The following is an 18,044-nucleotide window of genomic DNA, read 5'->3' as shown; positions in this document are numbered from 1 at the left end:
GCCTGCAGCCCCTGGCCGCTCTTGCTTTCAACTCATGATCGCGGCATGGTCATGCCGGACTGAAACAGTCCGCTCGGCCCAATGCGGGGGAAATCGCCTATGAAGCCATTCGCAGTTCTGACCCTAATCGCAACCGCCGCGGCCTTGGCATCCTGCCAGTCGTCGCCCCGGATCATCGATGAGGGCGGGCCGTCGCGCCAGGCGACCGGCGTCGAAGGCTCCTGGGTGGACCCGAACGGCATCGTCTCGACTTTTGCGGGCGGCACCTTCTCGACCCGCACGACCGACACCAACCAGCTGCTCGCGTCGGGCAACTACACCAAGGTGAGTCCGACGCTCGTCGAGATCAACATGACCTCTCTCGTGCGCAACACCCAGTCGAAGGTCAATTGCGCCCTGGTCACCCAGAACCAGCTCAATTGCACCACCGATGCCGGCGCGCAGTTCTCGCTGGCCAGGCGCGGCTAAGACAGCGCATATGCAAGCATCGAAGCCCCCGATCGGGGGCTTTTTTTTGTTGCAGGGCCGCAGCTTAACCTACTGCATGTTTCCTTCAATCGTAGCCGATTGAAGGACAAAAACATGCAGCCATTCAAAGTGCTACAGCGACCTTTGCGCGTCTAATAAGACGCGCGGCGCTGTAGTTGCAAATTGACAACGCGAGCTTGGTTTTAGCGCTTGAAGTAACCTTCAAGTGGTGAAAACATCCCGCCCGGCAAAGCCATTCCGACCGTGGGGAACGGTTCCGTCTTGACGGCGCCGGAAACGGTCGGCTGACAACCGGCAAAACAGGAGAACATCATGATCAGACACATGCGGACCGGCCTGATGACCGCGTCCATTCTTGCCCTCTCCTCGGGCGCTGCCTTCGCCGATTATGAGCTGAACATCCTGCATATCAACGACCTCCATTCCCGCATCGAGTCGATCAACAAGTTCGATTCCACCTGCTCGGCGGAAGAGGAAGGCAAGAACGAATGTTTCGGCGGCGTCGCCCGCCTGAAGTCCCTGATCGACCAGAAGCGCCAGGAACTCTCCGGCAAGAACGTGCTGCTGCTCAACGCCGGCGACAACTTCCAGGGCTCGCTGTTCTTCACCACCTATAAGGGTCTGGCCGAAGCCGAATTCCTGAACCTGATGAAGTTCGACGCAATGACCGTCGGCAACCATGAATTCGACGAGAGCGAGGATGGTCTTGCCGGCTTCCTCGACAAGATTACCTTCCCGGTCGTCACCGCCAACGTGCTGCCGAGCCACAAGTCGAAGATCGGCGACCGCATCAAGCCGTCGATCGTGCTCGATGTCGGCGGCCAGAAGATCGGCATCGTCGGCGCCGTCGCCAACGACACGCCGGAACTTTCGTCCCCCGGCCCGGACATCCTGATCGGCGACGACGTTGCCACCACCACCGCCGCCGTCGAAGAACTGAAGAAGCAGGGCGTCGACAAGATCATTGCGCTCACCCATGTCGGCTATCCGCGCGATCTTGCCGCAATCGCCAAGATCCCGGACGTCGACATCGTCGTCGGCGGCCACTCGCACAGCCTGCTCTCCAATACCGATCCGAAGGCCGAAGGCCCCTATCCGACGATGGTCGACAATCCCGGCGGCTACAAGGTTCCGGTCGTCCAGGCGGCATCCTACACCAAGTATCTCGGCGATCTCGTCGTCACCTTCGACGACAAGGGCGTCGTCAAGGCCGCCAAGGGCGATCCGATCCTGGTCGACAGCTCGGTGAAGCCCGATCAGTCCGTGTTGGCGCGCGTCGCCGAGCTCGGCAAGCCGATCGAGGAACTGCGCTCGAAGATCATCGCCAAGACCGAAGCGCCGATCGACGGCTCGCGTGAGAATTGCCGCGCCAAGGAATGCGAAATGGGCAGCCTGCTCACCGACGCCATGCTCGACCGCGTCAAGGGCCAGGGTGTCACCATCGCCATCACCAATGGCGGGGGCCTGCGTGCCTCCATCGACGCTGGCGACGTTTCCATGGGTGAAGCCGTCACCGTGCTGCCGTTCCAGAACACGGTCGCTACCTTTCAGATCAAGGGCGACGGTATCCGCGAGGCGCTGGAAAACGGTCTCAGCAAGCTCGAGGAAGGCGGCGGCCGCTTCCCGCAGGTGGCCGGCATGAAGTTCTCCTTCGACAAGTCGAAGCCGGTCGGCAGCCGCGTCGTCTCGGTCGAGGTGAAGGAAGGCGAGACCTATGTCCCGCTGGATCCGGCGAAGACCTATTCGCTCGTCACCAACAACTATATGCGCAATGGCGGCGACGGCTACGACGTCTTCAAGGAGAAGGGCGAGAACGCCTACGACTACGGTCCGGGCCTCGAAACCGTGCTCGCCGACTATCTCGCGGCCCACCAGCCGTTCAAGCCCTATACCGATGGCCGCATCACCGAGGTGGCTTCCGCCGCAGGTGCCGCACCGGCGGAACCGGCGACGGAAGCAAAGCCGGCGGCGGGCACCGACACGGCAACCAAGCCGGCTGCAACCTCCGGCGATGCCGCAGCGTCTGCGGCGAGCGGCCCGCAGAAGCACGTGATCGCCAAGGGCGACACGCTCTGGGATCTCGCCAAGTCGTTCTATGGCGAAGGCGCACTGTGGAAGAAGATCTCCGAGGCCAACGGCAAGCCGGCACCGCGCGCGCTGCATGTTGGCAGGGAACTGGAGATCCCGGCAAAATAAGACAATTTGCCTCTGTCTTCAAAGCCGGCGCGGGCTTCCCCGCGCCGGCTTTTCTACTTAGAAGGACTTGAAACTGAAGGCTCCAAACGGAAGCGGTGCCCGATTTCGGGGCCCGACGAGGATCAAGATGACCGAACAGCTTGCCATGACCGCCCCTGCTAACCACCCTTCCGTCAAATCCGGAAAGGTTGGTGTTCTGCTGGTCAATCTCGGCACGCCCGACGGCACCGACTACGCCTCCATGCGCCGCTACCTGAAGGAGTTCCTGACGGACCGCCGGGTGATCGAATGGTCGCGGCTGTTCTGGTATCCGATCCTGTTCGGCATCGTGCTCAACACCCGTCCGGGCAAGGTCGGCAAGGCCTATGAGACGATCTGGAACAAGGAGCGGAACGAAAGCTACCTCAGGACCTACACCCGCAATCAGGCGGAACTGATGGCCAAGACCTTCGCCGATCGTCCCGATGTGATCGTCGACTGGGGCATGCGCTACGGCCAACCCTCGGTCGCCTCGCGCATGGAGGCGCTGCAAAAGGCTGGTTGCGAACGCATCCTCGTCTTCCCGCTCTATCCGCAATATGCCGCCGCCACCACCGCAACGGTCAACGACAAGGCCTTCGAGGCGCTGTTGAAAATGCGCTGGCAGCCGGCGCTGCGCACCGTTCCGCCCTATCACGACGACCCGGTCTACATCGACGCGCTGGCGACCTCGATCGAACGCCACCTGGCGACACTCGACTGGGAGCCGGAAGTGGTACTGACCTCCTTCCACGGCATTCCGAAGAGCTACTTCGACAAGGGCGACCCCTACTACTGCCAGTGCCAGAAGACCGCGCGGCTGCTGCGCGAAAAGCTCGGCTGGTCCAAGGAGAAGCTCCAGGTCACCTTCCAGTCGCGTTTCGGCCCCGAGGAATGGCTGCAGCCCTACACCGACAAGACGGTCGAGAAGCTCGCCCAGGAAGGCGTCAAGCGCATTGCCGTCCTCAATCCCGGCTTCGTCTCCGACTGTCTGGAAACCCTGGAGGAGATCGCCGAGCAGGCGGCCGAGAGCTTCCACCACAACGGCGGCGACAAGTTCACCCACATTCCCTGTCTCAACGACAGTGCGGAAGGCATGGCGGTTCTCGAACACGTCGTGCGCCGCGAACTCGCCGGCTGGCTCTAAACCCATTCTTTGCCGCGCCGCCTGAAAAAGCGGCGCCCCGACCACCACTTCCGGATGAACGGACCGCGCGCGCTCAGCGGCAAGTGCGCCTGTCTAACGTTTTGAATCCATGCGCCACCCGCGGAAACCGATTCCGGAGCGACAACTATTGCGCTAAGGTGCTGTCTCGGATCGGGACAACAAATTGGGGGGCGTCTCTTGGGCGGGCTGGATATCGTCGTCGTCGCATTCGTGGTTCTTATCGTGTTTGTCCTCTTCATGGGGATCAAGACAGTGCCACAGGGATATCGCTACACGGTCGAACGCTTCGGTCGTTATACCAAGACGCTGGAGCCGGGTCTGAACCTGATCGTGCCCTTCATTGACCGGATCGGCGCGAAGATGAACGTGATGGAGCAAGTGCTCGACGTTCCGACGCAGGAAGTCATCACCAAGGACAATGCCAGCGTCTCGGCCGATGCCGTCGCCTTCTACCAGGTCTTGAATGCGGCGCAGGCGGCCTACCAGGTCGCCCATCTCGAAATCGCCATCCTGAACCTGACGATGACCAACATCCGCTCGGTCATGGGGTCGATGGATCTCGACGAGCTGCTCTCCAACCGCGATACGATCAACGAGAGACTGCTGCGCGTCGTTGACGAAGCCGCCAACCCCTGGGGCATCAAGATCACCCGCGTCGAGATCAAGGACATCGCACCGCCGAAGGATCTGGTCGACGCCATGGCACGGCAGATGAAGGCCGAGCGCGAGAAGCGCGCCCAGGTCCTGGAAGCCGAAGGCGCCAGGAACGCACAGATCCTGCGTGCCGAAGGCGCAAAGCAGTCGGCGATCCTGGAGGCGGAAGGCCAGCGCGAGGCGGCGTTCCGCGACGCCGAAGCCCGTGAACGTCTGGCCGAGGCCGAAGCCAAGGCAACGAAGATGGTTTCCGACGCCATCGCATCCGGCGACGTTCAGGCGATTAACTACTTCGTTGCGCAGAAATACACCGAGGCGCTCGCCTCGATCGGCACCGCCAACAACCAGAAGATCGTGCTGATGCCGATGGAAGCCACGTCGCTGATCGGCTCGCTCGGAGGAATTGGCGCCATTGCCAAGGAAGTCTTCGGTGATGGCCCGTCGGGGCAGACTGCGCGTCCGCGTCAATCGACGCCGCGTACCACGCCCGCCTTCCCGGCCGATCCTTCGCAAGGAAAGTAGCCGATGCTCGAACGCGCCATTCAAGAACTCGGGCCCTGGAACTGGTGGGTCCTCGGCTTCGTGCTGCTCGCCGCCGAACTCGTCGCCCCCGGCGTGTTCCTGATCTGGATCGGGATCGCCGCGCTCATAGTCGGAATTCTCTCTCTCATGCTTTGGGAGATCGGCTTCTGGACATGGCAGGTTCAGTTCGTCCTCTTCGCGCTGCTCTCGGTGGTCGCGGTCCTGCTCGGCCGTCGCTTTGTTCTCTCCTCGTCGGAAGCCACCGATGAGCCCCTGCTGAACCGGAGAGCGGAAAGCCTCGTCGGCCGCACCGCCGTGCTGGAGAAGCCGATCGCCGAGGGGCGCGGCCGCATCCGGCTCGATGATACGATCTGGATCATCGAAGGGCCCGACCTGCCGGCCGGCACCCGGGTCCGTGTCGTTTCCACCCACGGGCGGAGCCTGACCGTGGAAAGCGCCTGACCGGCAAGCGGCTGATGCCACGACGTTTTTCACGGCTGGAAACGATTGCTTAACCACGTCGCTTTACGATTGCGAAAGGATTGCAATCAGGCTCGTGGACAATCGGCATATGGTGCCAGGCTCATCTCGCTCGACCAAAGGAGACGCGCGGCGTTCGACCTCGCTGGCGTTGCTATTGGCCGGCGCCGCCCTGTTCGTACCATCGCCATTGCTCGCGCAAACGGCCATGGCGCCGACGACGTCCTATGGCGTCAACACCTCCCCGGCAGCCCTTCCGGCTACAACGCCCGCAATCGCCGATCCGCAGACCACCGGCGCCGTCAGCGGCGACGACCTGCCGCCGGCGCAGAACGAGGATTACCTCCGCCTCAACCAGCGCGAGCCGACGATCGACGGCCTGCGGCTGCGCACCTATAACCCCGAATACGATCGCGCACCGGGCGTACGCATCGGCACCTTCACGCTGCGCCCCAGCGTCAGCGAGACCATCAACCACGAATGGCGCAAGGACGGAGACACCAAGACGAACCGCGGCTACCTCGAAACCGGGATCCGCGGCACGCTGACCTCGGACTGGTCGCGGCATCAGTTGACCGTCACCGGCGAAGGCATCCTGCAAAACAACATCTCTGGCGAGGGCGAGGAAGAGCCGCGCGCCAATGTCGACGCCGAACTGCGGCTCGATCTGTGGGACGAAACGATCGCGCGGCTCCGCGCCGGCTATAGTTTCGAGCGTGAAGACGCCGACGATCCGAACGCGATCTCGAACGCCAAGACCCAGTCCGCGGTCAACACCTACCGCCTTGGTGCCGCCATCGAGCGCGACTTCGGCCTGATCCGCGGCTCGGTCGGTATCGACTTCGACCGGCGTACCTACGGCGATGTCGAACTCGAAAACGGCACGAACCTGTCGGTCAAATACCGCAATCGCAATACAGGCATCCTCACGGCTAGGGTCGGCTACGAGCTGTCGCCGGCGCTGATCCCGTTCCTGGAAGCCTCTGTCGGCAAATCGCTTTACGACCTGCGCGAGGATCCACTCGGCTTCGAACGTTCCTACCAGACCTATGCCGGACGCGGCGGCATCGAGCTCGACCTCGGCGAGAAACTCTATGGCGAGCTCGGCCTCGGCTACGAGACCTACAACTTCGAGGACGATCGGCTCGGCGAGCTCAGCGGTCTTTCGGTCGACGGACGCCTCAACTGGTCGCCGCAGCGCGGCACCGACGTGCTCTTCGCCGTTTCGACCGACCTCAACCCGTCGACGACGCCGGGCGATGCGGGGTCGATCGACTACAATCTCACCAACATCATCACCCACCAGATGCGCTCGGATCTGGTCGCGCGGCTGACAAACAGCCTGACGCTGCGCAACTATCCCTCCGACGCCCGCTCGTCCGACGAGACCACCTGGCGCACCGGCGCCGGCCTGACCTACGACATCAACCGCTACCTGGCACTGACGGGCGACGTCAGCTACGAGCGCACGACCCGCGATCAGGGCGATACGACGGACATCACCCGCGTCGGCGTCGGCCTGACGCTACGGCGCTAGAGCAATCCCAGGAAAACTGTAAAGCGGCTTTCGGACCGGAATTGCGTCGTTTCAAAGAAGCCCGCCATCTTCAACGGAAAAGGCCGCGCCCAGGGGACGCGGCCTTCTCGAGTTCATGACGAAGGCAATTACCTCAGAGCGCTGAGCAGGCTCTTCAGCGGACCCTCGACGCTCGGGCGGATGTCGCCGCGTTCCAGCGCAAAGGCGACGTTTGCCAGGATGAAGCCATCCTTGGCGCCACAGTCATAGGTGTCGCCACGGAAGTGATACGCGGCGAACTGCTGGCTGTCGGAAAGCTTGAGCATGCCGTCGGTCAACTGGATTTCGTTGCCTGCGCCGCGCTCCTGCTTTTCGAGGATCGGGAAAATCTCCGGCTGCAGGATGTAGCGGCCGTTGATGAAGAAGTTGGACGGGGCCGTGCCCGGTGCCGGCTTTTCGACCATCTTGGTGATCTTGAAGCCATCGCCCACCTTGTCGCCGACGCCGACGATACCGTATTTGTGCGCCTGGTCCGGAGCGCATTCCTCGACGGCGATGACATTGCCGCCGCTCTGCTCATAGAGCTCGACCATGCCCTTGAGGCAGCCCTTTTCGCCCTTCATGATCATGTCCGGCAGCAGCAGCGCAAAGGGCTCGTTGCCAACGAGGTCACGGGCGCACCAGACCGCATGGCCGAGGCCGAGCGGCGCCTGCTGGCGGGTAAAGCTGGTGGTGCCTGCCTTCGGCAGAATGCCGTCGAGCAGCGCGATCTCGGCCTTCTTGTTACGCTCGCGCAGCGTCTGGTCGAGCTCGACCTGAATGTCGAAATAATCCTCGATGACCGCCTTGCTGCGGCCGGTGACGAAGATCAGATGTTCGATGCCGGCTTCCAGCGCCTCATCGACCACATATTGAATGACCGGCTTGTCCACCACCGTCAGCATTTCCTTCGGCACGGCCTTGGTGGCCGGCAGGAAACGTGTGCCCAGCCCTGCGACCGGGAACACGGCTTTGCGGACTTTACGCTTGTCGGTCATCGATACCTCCTTGATAGGACTTCACTCATAAGTCTTGCCGGATGGTCCCGAACGGCAATCCGTCTGAACCATACAGCGCTCCGTAATGGAGCCGCAATCTCTATGCTGTCGGCTGAACACAGCATGAACCGACGGAACAAATGCATATGCGAACTCCACGACCATGGCTTGACATTTTCTGCAGCGGAAGACGCCACCACAATTTCATGGTAAAGGGTTTGTTGACCACGTTTCTGTAGATTCGTTGCAATCCGGCAATGCAACAATCGCGGCCGGATCCGAAACAGGAGCCGCCGACGACTGCCCCCACCGTCGAGGCTGGCCCCAGACTGCCACCTTGCGGAGCGAATCGGGCCATGACGGCCGAGGCCCCGCAGAGAAACGGAACCGACAGCTGATGATCAGAAACCGCAGGACGTTTTTCCGTCATATCGCAGCCGCCCTCGTCCTCTCCGCCGCCGCGCTCGGTACCTCGCCCGCGCGCGCCGATGCCGGATTCCAGAACTGGATCAACGAATTCTACGCCACGGCTGCCAAGGCAGGCATCACCAAGGCGACCTATCGGCAGGCCTTCGCCGGTGTGAAGACGCCCGACCAGACGGTGATCGAGAAGGCGAACTATCAGCCGGAGTTCAAGCACAAGATCTGGGAATATATCGATTCCCGCGTGAACCCCTACACCAAGCGCGTCGGCCAGGAGATGGCGGCCAAGCACGCCCGCACGCTGAACGCGCTGGAAAAGCGCTTCGGCGTCGACAAGACCATCCTTTTGGCGATCTGGTCGATGGAATCCAACTACGGCGCCGTGCTCGAGAAGGATGATCGTCTGCATTACGTGCCGCGCGCACTCGCAACCCTTGCCTATGTCGATCCGAAGCGCTCGAACTACGCCAAGAAGCAGCTCATCGCCGCGCTGAAGATCCTCCAGAGCGGCGACATCACGCCGCGCGAGCTGACCGGCTCCTGGGCGGGCGCCATGGGTCACACCCAATTCATCCCGACGAGCTACCTGCTCTATGCGGTCGACGCCGATGGCAATGGCCACCGCGACATCTGGAACTCAGTGCCCGACGCGCTCGCGACTGCCGCCAACCTGCTCAAGAAGAACGGCTGGCAGCCGGGCGAAACCTGGGGCTACGAAGTCGCGCCGCCGGCAAATGCCGCGAAATATTCCGGCCAGACGAAGACGCTCGCCGAATGGGCGTCGCTCGGTTTCATCAGGCCGAACGGCAAGGGCTTCCGCAATGGCAGCATGCGCGCCGAGCTCAAGCTGCCGAGCGGCGGCGAAGGCCCCGGCTTCCTGATGACCAGGAACTTCTTCGTCATCAAGCGCTACAACGCCTCCGACAGCTACGCCCTCGGCGTCGGCCTTCTCGCCGACCAGATCGCCGGCTATCAGGGCATGCAGCAGCGCTGGCCGCGTCCGGACGGCTCGCTCGATATCAGCGAGAAGTTCGAGCTGCAGAACCGCCTGAAGGAACTCGGCTACTATAACGGCGAGGTCGACGGCAATTTTGGTTCCGGTTCCAAGGCCGCGATCCAGGCGTTCCAGTCGAAGAACGGCCTGCCGCCGGATGGAGAGCCGACCCAGATGCTGCTGCGGGTGCTGCGCAACTAGCGCCCTCGAAACGGTTTCACGATCGCCGTATCCGTGAGATAAAGTCGGATGAGCGCGCTGCACCCGTGCGGCGCGCTTGAACGTGACAGCGGCTCATCCCCGCCGGAACACGCTATGAACGGGTAAAGAACCAGATGACGAGCAAGCGCCGCGGGCACCAGAGCCGAACGCCGTTCGGGATTGCGACCATCTGCATCGCCGCGATGGCGATGGTTGTCGTCAGCCTTTTCGCGAGCTTTGCCGAAGCGCAGGAACGGGTCCAGCGGCGCAACCTGTTCCAGATGCTCTTTGGCGGGCTGACCCGCGAACGACCGGTCTATGAGGACCGTGACTATTTCCCCGAGCAGCCGCGCCCGAAACGCCAGCGGCAGCAACAGCAGCAGCGCCAAAAGGGCCAGGGGCAGCAGAAGCAGAAGCCGAAGATTGCCGATACGCCTGCCCCCGCACCGGTGGTCGTGGAGAAGGCGCCGGACGCCAAGAAGGTTCTGGTCGTCGGCGACTTCATGGCCGGCAGCCTCGGCGACGGCCTGAAGACCGCCTTCGAGATGACCCCTGGCATCGCCATCGAGACGCGGGCGAACGGCTCGTCCGGCCTCGTGCGCGAGGACTATTTCAACTGGCCGGGCACCCTTCCCGGCTATGTCTCTGAAGTGAAGCCTTCCGTCATCATCGTCAGCCTCGGTGCCAACGACCGGCAGCAAATGCAGATGGGAGACGTCAAGGAAAGGTTCCGCAGCGATCTCTGGACGGAAGAGTATCGCAAGCGCGTCAATGCGCTGGCGGCGCTTGCCCGCAAGGAGAAGCTGCCGGTTCTCTGGGTCGGAATGCCGCCGTTCCAGTCGGCGGCCATGACCGCCGACATGGTGACCTTCAACGGCATCTACCGCGAGGAGATCGAGAAGGTCGGCGGCCAGTTCGTCGACATCTGGGATGGCTTCGTCGACGAGGGCGGCAAGTTCGTGCTGACCGGCTCCGACATCAACGGCCAGCAGGTTCGTCTGCGCGGCGCCGATGGCGTCAACCTCACCAAGGCCGGCAAACGCAAGCTCGCCTTCTACGTCGAGAAGGATATTCGCCGGCTGCTCGGCGATGCCGCGGCGACGGACAAGAACGTGCCGGGAGCCAACGAACTCAAGGACCTGGTCGTGACGGCGCCGCTTGGCAACGAGGATATCGTCAAGACCCAGCCGATCGGCTTGACCGATCCGGCGCTCGACGGCGCCGGGTCGCTGCTCGGCAACGCCGCCCCGGACAAGGGCAATGGCAAGAGCCCCCGCGACCTGCTGGTCGACAAGGGCGATGTCGTCGCCGCGCCGGCGGGCCGCGTCGACGACTTCCGCCTGTCGAAGCCAAGCACGGTGATCAGCAATCCGGTGATCCGCAACTAGAGCATTCCCGCAACGGGCTTAGAGCGACCCTGGCGGCTCATCTGAATGCCCGGCGTAGTTGAAAGCTGACAATAGCCAGCAAAAAGCCCCGTCAGCTGGACGGGGCCTTTCAGGCTTGGGAGTGAGTGCTTATCGCGGCAGGGTGGTCGAACCCATCAGCGCCTCGTCGATCGCCCGCGCCGCCTGGCGGCCTTCGCGAATCGCCCAGACGACGAGCGACTGGCCGCGGCGCACGTCGCCCGCGGTCCAGAGCTTCTCGACCGAGGTCTTGTAGTCGCGCTCGTTGGCGACGACATTGGTCGAGCCGCGGCGGTCGGTGTTGAGCGTCAGCTTGTCGCCGAGATCCTTCAGCACGCTGTTGGTGAAGGGACCGCGGAAGCCGATGGCGATGAAGGCGAGATCGGCCTTGATGACGAACTCCGTGCCGGCGATCGGCTTGCGGCGATCGTCCACCTGGCAGCACTTCACGCCGGTGAGATTGCCGTCCTCGTCGCCGATGAATTCGAGCGTCGCCACCTGGAACTCGCGGATGGCGCCCTCGGCCTGGCTGGAGGAGGTGCGCATCTTCGTCGCCCAGAACGGCCAGACGGCGAGCTTGTCTTCCTTTTCCGGCGGCTGCGGACGGATGTCGAGCTGGGTCACCTTGACCGCGCCCTGACGGAAGGCCGTGCCGACGCAGTCCGACGCCGTATCGCCGCCGCCGACGACGACGACGTGCTTGCCGCCGGCAAGGATCGGCTGGGACGGCCAGCCGACGCTGTCGATGTTTTCGCGGCCGACGCGACGGTTCTGCTGCACGAGATAGGGCATCGCGTCATGCACGCCGGCGAATTCGACACCGGGGATGCCCGCATCACGCGGTGTCTCCGAACCGCCGCAGTAGAGCACGGCATCGTAGTCGTCGAGCAGACGCTGCATCGGCAGGTCGACGCCGACATTGATGCCGCAGTGGAAGGTGACGCCTTCGCCCTTCATCTGTTCGACGCGGCGATCGATGAAGTTCTTCTCCATCTTGAAGTCCGGGATGCCGTAGCGCAGCAGGCCGCCTGGCTTCGTTTCACGCTCGTAGACGTGAACCTCATGGCCGGCGCGGGCAAGCTGCTGGGCTGCCGCCATGCCGGCCGGGCCGGAGCCAATGACCGCAACCTTCTTGCCGGTCTTGATGACGGCCGGCTGCGGTACGATGTAGCCCATCTCGTAGGCCTTGTCGGCGATCGCCTGTTCGATGGTCTTGATCGCCACCGGCGTGTCTTCGAGGTTCAGCGTGCAGGCTTCCTCGCACGGCGCCGGGCAGACGCGGCCGGTGAATTCCGGGAAGTTGTTGGTCGAATGCAGGTTGCGGATCGCCTCGTCCCAGTTGCCGTTGTAGACGAGGTCGTTCCAGTCCGGAATCTGGTTGTGCACCGGGCATCCGGTCGGCCCGTGGCAATAGGGGATGCCACAGTCCATGCAGCGCGCGGCCTGCTTCTGCACTTCCGGTTCTGACATCGGAATGGTGAATTCGCGGAAATGGCGGATGCGGTCAGATGCCGGCTGGTACTTTGCCACTTGCCGGTCGATCTCGAGAAATCCAGTTACCTTACCCATCGTACTATCCTGAAAGCTTTGCGTCTGAACAGGCGCTTTTCCCAAGCGCGCGTGAGGGGCCCCCGAACCAGTCTGTGATGAACCGGGAGCCTTGGTCACCGGGGCCTCCTATTCGGCCGCCTCTGCCATTTTCATGCGTTCCATATCCTCGAGCGCACGACGGTATTCGACCGGCATGACCTTGCGGAATTTCGGCCGGTAATCCGTCCAGTGATCGAGGATCTCCTTCGCCCGGGGCGAACCCGTGTGGTGAAGGTGATTGGAGATGAGCTGATAGAGCCGCTCCTCGTCGTGGCGCGTCATGTCGCCGGAGACGTCGACCATGCCCTTGTGCATGATGTCGCCGCCGTGGTGATGCAGCTTCTCGAGCATGTCGTCCTCTTCCGGAACCGGCTGCAGCTCGACCATCGCCATGTTGCAGCGACGGGCGAAATCGCCTTCCTCGTCGAGCACATAGGCAACACCGCCCGACATGCCGGCCGCGAAGTTGCGGCCCGTGCCGCCGAGCACGACGACGACGCCGCCGGTCATGTACTCGCAGCCGTGGTCACCCACGCCTTCGACGACCGCGACCGCGCCGGAGTTGCGCACGGCGAAGCGCTCGCCGGCCACGCCGTTGAAGTAGCACTCGCCCGAGATCGCGCCGTAGAGCACGGTGTTGCCGACGATGATCGATTCCTGCGCGACGATTTTCGCGTTTTCCGGCGGCCGGACAATGATGCGCCCGCCCGAAAGGCCCTTGCCGACATAGTCGTTGCCGTCACCCACCAGATCGAAGGTGATGCCGCGTGCGAGGAACGCACCGAAGGACTGGCCGGCCGTGCCCTTGAGGGTCACATGGATGGTATCGTCCTTCAGGCCCTTGTGGCCCCAACGCTTGGCAAGCGCGCCCGAGAGCATGGCACCGGCCGAACGGTCGACGTTCTTGATCTCGGCCTCGATCCTGACCGGCGCCTTGGTTTCGAGCGCGACCTTCGCCTGCTCGATCAGCTTGCGATCGAGAATGTCGTCGATCGGATGCTTTTGACGCGTGGTCCAGTAGGTCTCTTCCTTCTTGGCTTCCACCTTGTGGAAGATCTTCGAGAAGTCGAGGCCGTTGGCCTTCCAATGGGCAATCGCGCCATCCTTTTCCAGCAGCTCGGATGCGCCGATGATCTCGTCGAGCTTCCTGACGCCGAGCGAGGCGAGGATCTCGCGCACTTCTTCCGCGACGAAGAAGAAGTAGTTGATCACATGCTCGGCCGTGCCCTTGAAGCGCTTGCGCAGCACCGGATCCTGCGTCGCAACGCCGACGGGACAGGTGTTGAGATGGCACTTGCGCATCATGATGCAGCCGGCGGCGATCAGCGGCGCGGTGGCGAAGCCGAACTCGTCGGCACCGAGCAGCGCACCGATGATGACGTCGCGGCCGGTCTTGAGACCGCCGTCGACCTGCAGGGCCACGCGCGAACGCAGGCCGTTCAGCACCAGCGTCTGCTGGGTTTCGGCAAGGCCGATTTCCCACGGGCTGCCCGCATGTTTCAGCGAGGTGAGCGGCGAAGCGCCGGTGCCGCCGTCGAAGCCGGCAACGGTGATATGGTCGGCCCGCGCCTTGGCAACGCCGGCGGCAACCGTGCCGACGCCGACTTCCGAAACGAGCTTGACCGAGACATCCGCTTCCGGATTGACGTTCTTCAGGTCGTAAATCAGCTGCGCCAGATCTTCGATCGAATAGATGTCATGGTGCGGCGGCGGCGAGATCAGGCCGACGCCAGGCGTCGAGTGACGGGTCTTGGCAACCGTCGCGTCGACCTTGTGGCCGGGCAACTGGCCGCCTTCGCCGGGCTTGGCACCCTGTGCCACCTTGATCTGCAGCATGTCGGCATTGACCAGGTATTCCGTGGTCACGCCGAAGCGGCCGGACGCGATCTGCTTGATCGCCGAACGCTCGGGGTTCACCGAACCATCCGGCAGCGGCAGGTAGCGATCGCTTTCCTCGCCGCCCTCGCCGGTGTTCGACTTGCCGCCGATCCGGTTCATGGCGATCGCCAGCGTCGTATGCGCCTCGCGGCTGATCGAGCCGAAGGACATGGCGCCGGTGGAGAAGCGCTTGACGATGTCGGCGGCGGGCTCCACCTCGTCGACCGAGATCGGCTTGCGGCCGACAGCCTCGGCGCTCTTCACCGTGAAGAGGCCGCGGATGGTGTTCATGCGCAGCGCCGAGTTGTTCACCATCTCGGCGAATTCGCGGTAGCGGTCCTCAGCATTGCCGCGAACCGCATGCTGCAGCGAGGCGATCGCGTCCGGCGTCCAGGCGTGGCTCTCGCCGCGCATGCGAAAGGCGTATTCGCCGCCGATGTCGAGCGTGTTGGCCAGAACCGGATCGGCACCGAAGGCCGCCTTGTGACGGGCGACGGTCTCGGCGGCGATCTCTTCGAGGCCGATGCCCTCGATCGTCGTCGCCGTGCCGAAGAAGAACTGGTTCACGAACTTCGACGACAGACCAACCGCGTCGAAGATCTGCGCGCCGCAATAGGACTGGTAGGTCGAGATGCCCATCTTGGACATGACCTTGAGGATGCCCTTGCCGACGGCCTTGATGTAGCGATAGACGACCTCGCTCGCATCGACTTCCTTCGGGAAGTCACCGCGCTTGTGCATGTCGATCAGCGTGTCGAAGGCGAGATAGGGGTTGATCGCCTCGGCGCCGTAGCCGGCGAGCAGGCAGAAGTGGTGCACTTCGCGCGGTTCGCCGGACTCGAGCACGATACCGACCGAGGTGCGCAGGCCCTTGCGGATCAGGTGGTGGTGCACGGCGGCGGTCGCGAGCAGCGCCGGGATCGCCACGCGGTCCGGACCGACCTGGCGGTCGGAGAGCACGATAATGTTGTAGCCCCCCTTCACCGCCGCTTCCGCACGCTCGCAGAGACGGTCGAGCATTTCCGGCATGCCTTCGGCACCGCGCGAAATGTCGTAGGTGAAATCGAGCGTCTTGGTGTCGAAGCGATCCTCGGTGTGACCGATCGAGCGGATCTTTTCGAGATCGCCATTGGTCAGGATCGGCTGACGCACTTCGAGGCGCTTCGCATGTGCCATGCCCTCGTGGTCGAGGATGTTCGGCCGCGGGCCGATGAAGGAGACGAGGCTCATCACCAGCTCTTCGCGGATCGGGTCGATCGGCGGGTTGGTGACCTGCGCAAAGTTCTGCTTGAAATAGGTATAGAGCAGCTTGCGCTTGTCCGACATCGCCGAGATCGGCGTATCGGTGCCCATCGAGCCGATCGCTTCCTGACCGGTCGTCGCCATAGGCGACATCAGGATCTTGGTGTCTTCGAGCGTGTAGCCGAACGCCTGCTGGCGGTCGACCAGGGACACGTCGCGGCGCAGTGCGCGCGGCTCCACCGGCTTCAACTCTTCGAGGATGAGCTGGGTATCTTCGAGCCACTTGCTGTAGGGGTGCTTCTGGGCGAGCGAAGACTTCACCTCCTCGTCGGAGATGATGCGGCCCTGCTCCATGTCGATCAGCAGCATCTTGCCGGGCTGCAGACGCCACTTCTTGACGATCTTGTCTTCGTCGACCGGCAGCACGCCGGCTTCCGACGCGAGGATGACGCGGTCGTCAGAGGTGACGATATAGCGGGCCGGACGCAGACCGTTGCGGTCGAGTGTCGCGCCGATCTGGCGGCCGTCGGTGAAGGCGACCGCGGCCGGTCCGTCCCACGGCTCCATCAGGGCTGCATGATATTCGTAGAAGGCTTTCCGTTCCGGCGACATCAACTGGTTGCCGGCCCAGGCTTCCGGGATCAGCATCATGACTGCATGCGACAGCGAATAGCCGCCCTGCACCAGGAACTCGAGCGCGTTGTCGAAACAGGCCGTGTCCGACTGGCCCTCATAGGAGATCGGCCAGAGCTTGGAAATGTCCTCGCCGAAGAGCGGCGAAGAGACCGACGCCTGGCGCGCCGCCATCCAGTTGACGTTGCCGCGCAGCGTGTTGATTTCGCCGTTATGGGCGACCATGCGGTAGGGGTGCGCGAGCTTCCACGACGGGAAGGTGTTGGTGGAAAAGCGCTGGTGCACGAGCGCGACCGCTGTCTCGAAGCGCGGGTCGGACAGGTCCTTGTAATAGGCGCCAACCTGGTAGGCGAGGAACATGCCCTTGTAGACGATCGTCGAGGACGACAGCGAGACGGGGTAGAAGTTGCTCTCCTCACCCTTGTATTCGTCATAGATACGGTTGGAGATCACCTTGCGCAGCGTGAAGAGGCGGCGCTCGAACTCCGCATTCGTGGCGGCATCGCGGCCCGCACCAATGAAGACCTGGACATGGCGCGGCTCGGTCGCGGCGATTTCCGGCGCCTTCGAGAGCGACGAATTGTCGACTGGCACGTCGCGGTAGCCGAGCAGCACCTGGCCTTCCTCGGCAACGACGTCCTTGATCACCCGCTTGAAATGTTCGACCAGCGCATCGCCCTGCGGCATGAAGATATGGCCGACGGCATATTCGCCGGCCTTCGGCAGGGTGATGCCTTGCTTGGCCATTTCCTCGCGGAAGAAGCGGTCGGGAATCTGCACGAGAATGCCCGCGCCATCGCCCATCAGCGGGTCGGCGCCGACGGCACCACGGTGCGTCAGGTTTTCGAGCATGAAGAGGCCGTCTTGCACGATCTGGTGCGACTTCTGGCCCTTCATATGCGCGACGAAGCCGACGCCGCAGGCGTCATGCTCGTTGCGCGGATCGTAGAGACCCTGTTTTCGCGGCAGGCCAGTCGGGAATGCGGGCGTTTTTTCAGCCGTCGCAACGCCGTGTGCGAGGTTGAGCCCAGATTGCTGTGATGGCGAATGATCCGTCATCGGTTTCCCTCCTGTTAAACCCGGCACCGCCGGGCATGGCACCGCCCGCGCATGGCTCTTCGTTGCGCGCAAAGGCACGCCAAAAAGCCGGGGCACTCATCGTCTCATGATCCTGATCAGGTCGCAAATAAGCACGGCATCATCAGGCACTGATGTCTGCGACCATCCTGACGGCAGGCGATAACAACCGGATGAAATCCGGAAAATCCCCCCGCTTCGCACGCCGGCTGCCATTTTTTTAGGCACTCGCGGCGATTGTTCCGGTCCCCAGACCGAAATAGGACAGCAAACCTGTCCTATTTCATGTGCTCTATGCCAGAAACTACCCCCCTCCGCAAGGGGCATATGAGCAAATAATAGAGAAGATTTTGCCGAACATTGCCGGAAATTTCCGGCTTTTATAATTAAATTACGGCTCCCTCGCATTTTCTTCCTTTTGGTTTCAAACTGGTCTCCTGTTGGCCTATCCGACGCTGACCGTGATTGATCCGGCCGAGAACTCGGCTAAGGTCGGCAAAATCCGTCGAAAAGACTGTAA

At 62.9% G+C, this 18,044-nt stretch carries 12 protein-coding genes; 8 read left to right on the top strand and 4 right to left on the bottom strand.

Going from position 1 to position 18,044, the window contains the following annotated elements:
- Positions 1 to 99 precede the first annotated feature (99 nt).
- Entirely contained in the window at positions 100 to 468 is a 369-nt protein-coding gene (gene omp10, locus ACQ5BM_RS16690) for an outer membrane lipoprotein Omp10 (protein ID WP_429813294.1), read from the top strand.
- 203 nt (positions 469 to 671) lie between these two features.
- Here omp10 and ACQ5BM_RS16685 read toward each other — a convergent pair whose 3' ends face one another.
- On the bottom strand, positions 672 to 842 hold the full coding sequence (locus ACQ5BM_RS16685; RefSeq protein ID WP_429813686.1) for a hypothetical protein: 171 nt from the start codon (positions 840 to 842) through the stop codon (positions 672 to 674).
- On the opposite strand from ACQ5BM_RS16685, the gene ACQ5BM_RS16680 reads away from it, so the two are divergent.
- The 5 genes from ACQ5BM_RS16680 to ACQ5BM_RS16660 all read left to right on the top strand — a co-directional run bounded on the left by ACQ5BM_RS16680 (position 802) and on the right by ACQ5BM_RS16660 (position 7,064).
- Positions 802 to 2,685 (top strand): 5'-nucleotidase C-terminal domain-containing protein, encoded by a 1,884-nt coding sequence (locus ACQ5BM_RS16680; protein WP_429813291.1) that lies wholly within the window; start codon positions 802 to 804, stop codon positions 2,683 to 2,685. The genes ACQ5BM_RS16685 and ACQ5BM_RS16680 overlap by 41 nt on opposite strands.
- A gap of 145 nt (positions 2,686 to 2,830) precedes the next feature.
- Positions 2,831 to 3,850 carry a ferrochelatase gene (hemH, locus tag ACQ5BM_RS16675; RefSeq protein WP_429813670.1) on the top strand — a complete coding sequence of 340 codons (1,020 nt, stop codon included), beginning with the start codon at positions 2,831 to 2,833 and terminating at the stop codon, positions 3,848 to 3,850.
- A gap of 198 nt (positions 3,851 to 4,048) precedes the next feature.
- The gene (locus ACQ5BM_RS16670; protein WP_429813288.1) at positions 4,049 to 5,047 is read left to right on the top strand and encodes an SPFH domain-containing protein; all 999 of its coding nucleotides are present in this window, start codon (positions 4,049 to 4,051) and stop codon (positions 5,045 to 5,047) included.
- Between the two features lie 3 nt (positions 5,048 to 5,050).
- Positions 5,051 to 5,509, top strand: a complete 459-nt coding sequence (locus ACQ5BM_RS16665) for an NfeD family protein (RefSeq protein ID WP_429813286.1) — start codon at positions 5,051 to 5,053, stop codon at positions 5,507 to 5,509.
- A gap of 226 nt (positions 5,510 to 5,735) precedes the next feature.
- Entirely contained in the window at positions 5,736 to 7,064 is a 1,329-nt protein-coding gene (locus ACQ5BM_RS16660; RefSeq protein ID WP_429813668.1) for an outer membrane beta-barrel protein, read from the top strand.
- A gap of 128 nt (positions 7,065 to 7,192) precedes the next feature.
- Here the strand turns inward: ACQ5BM_RS16660 and galU are convergent, their stop codons facing one another.
- On the bottom strand, positions 7,193 to 8,080 hold the full coding sequence (gene galU / locus ACQ5BM_RS16655; RefSeq protein WP_429813284.1) for a UTP--glucose-1-phosphate uridylyltransferase GalU: 888 nt from the start codon (positions 8,078 to 8,080) through the stop codon (positions 7,193 to 7,195).
- 397 nt (positions 8,081 to 8,477) lie between these two features.
- Between galU and ACQ5BM_RS16650 the strand changes: the two genes are divergently transcribed.
- Together ACQ5BM_RS16650 and ACQ5BM_RS16645 are read left to right on the top strand one after the other, a co-directional pair.
- Positions 8,478 to 9,698, top strand: coding sequence for a lytic murein transglycosylase (locus ACQ5BM_RS16650; protein ID WP_429813282.1), 1,221 nt, complete (start codon positions 8,478 to 8,480; stop codon positions 9,696 to 9,698).
- Between the two features lie 134 nt (positions 9,699 to 9,832).
- A complete protein-coding gene (locus ACQ5BM_RS16645) occupies positions 9,833 to 11,086 on the top strand; it encodes an SGNH/GDSL hydrolase family protein (RefSeq protein WP_429813280.1) in 1,254 nt (417 codons plus the stop codon).
- A 129-nt stretch (positions 11,087 to 11,215) separates the two neighbouring features.
- Here the strand turns inward: ACQ5BM_RS16645 and ACQ5BM_RS16640 are convergent, their stop codons facing one another.
- Together ACQ5BM_RS16640 and gltB are read right to left on the bottom strand one after the other, a co-directional pair.
- Entirely contained in the window at positions 11,216 to 12,673 is a 1,458-nt protein-coding gene (locus ACQ5BM_RS16640) for a glutamate synthase subunit beta (protein WP_429813277.1), read from the bottom strand.
- Between the two features lie 108 nt (positions 12,674 to 12,781).
- Entirely contained in the window at positions 12,782 to 17,506 is a 4,725-nt protein-coding gene (gene gltB, locus ACQ5BM_RS16635) for a glutamate synthase large subunit (RefSeq protein WP_429813274.1), read from the bottom strand.
- Positions 17,507 to 18,044: the final 538 nt, after the last annotated feature.

The sequence above is a fragment of the Ensifer sp. B1-9 genome (assembly GCF_050474445.1).
In the GTDB taxonomy this organism is placed as follows: domain Bacteria; phylum Pseudomonadota; class Alphaproteobacteria; order Rhizobiales; family Rhizobiaceae; genus Ensifer.
The sequence above is the reverse complement of the archived record's forward strand: the minus strand, read 5'-3'. Positions and strand labels throughout refer to the sequence as shown.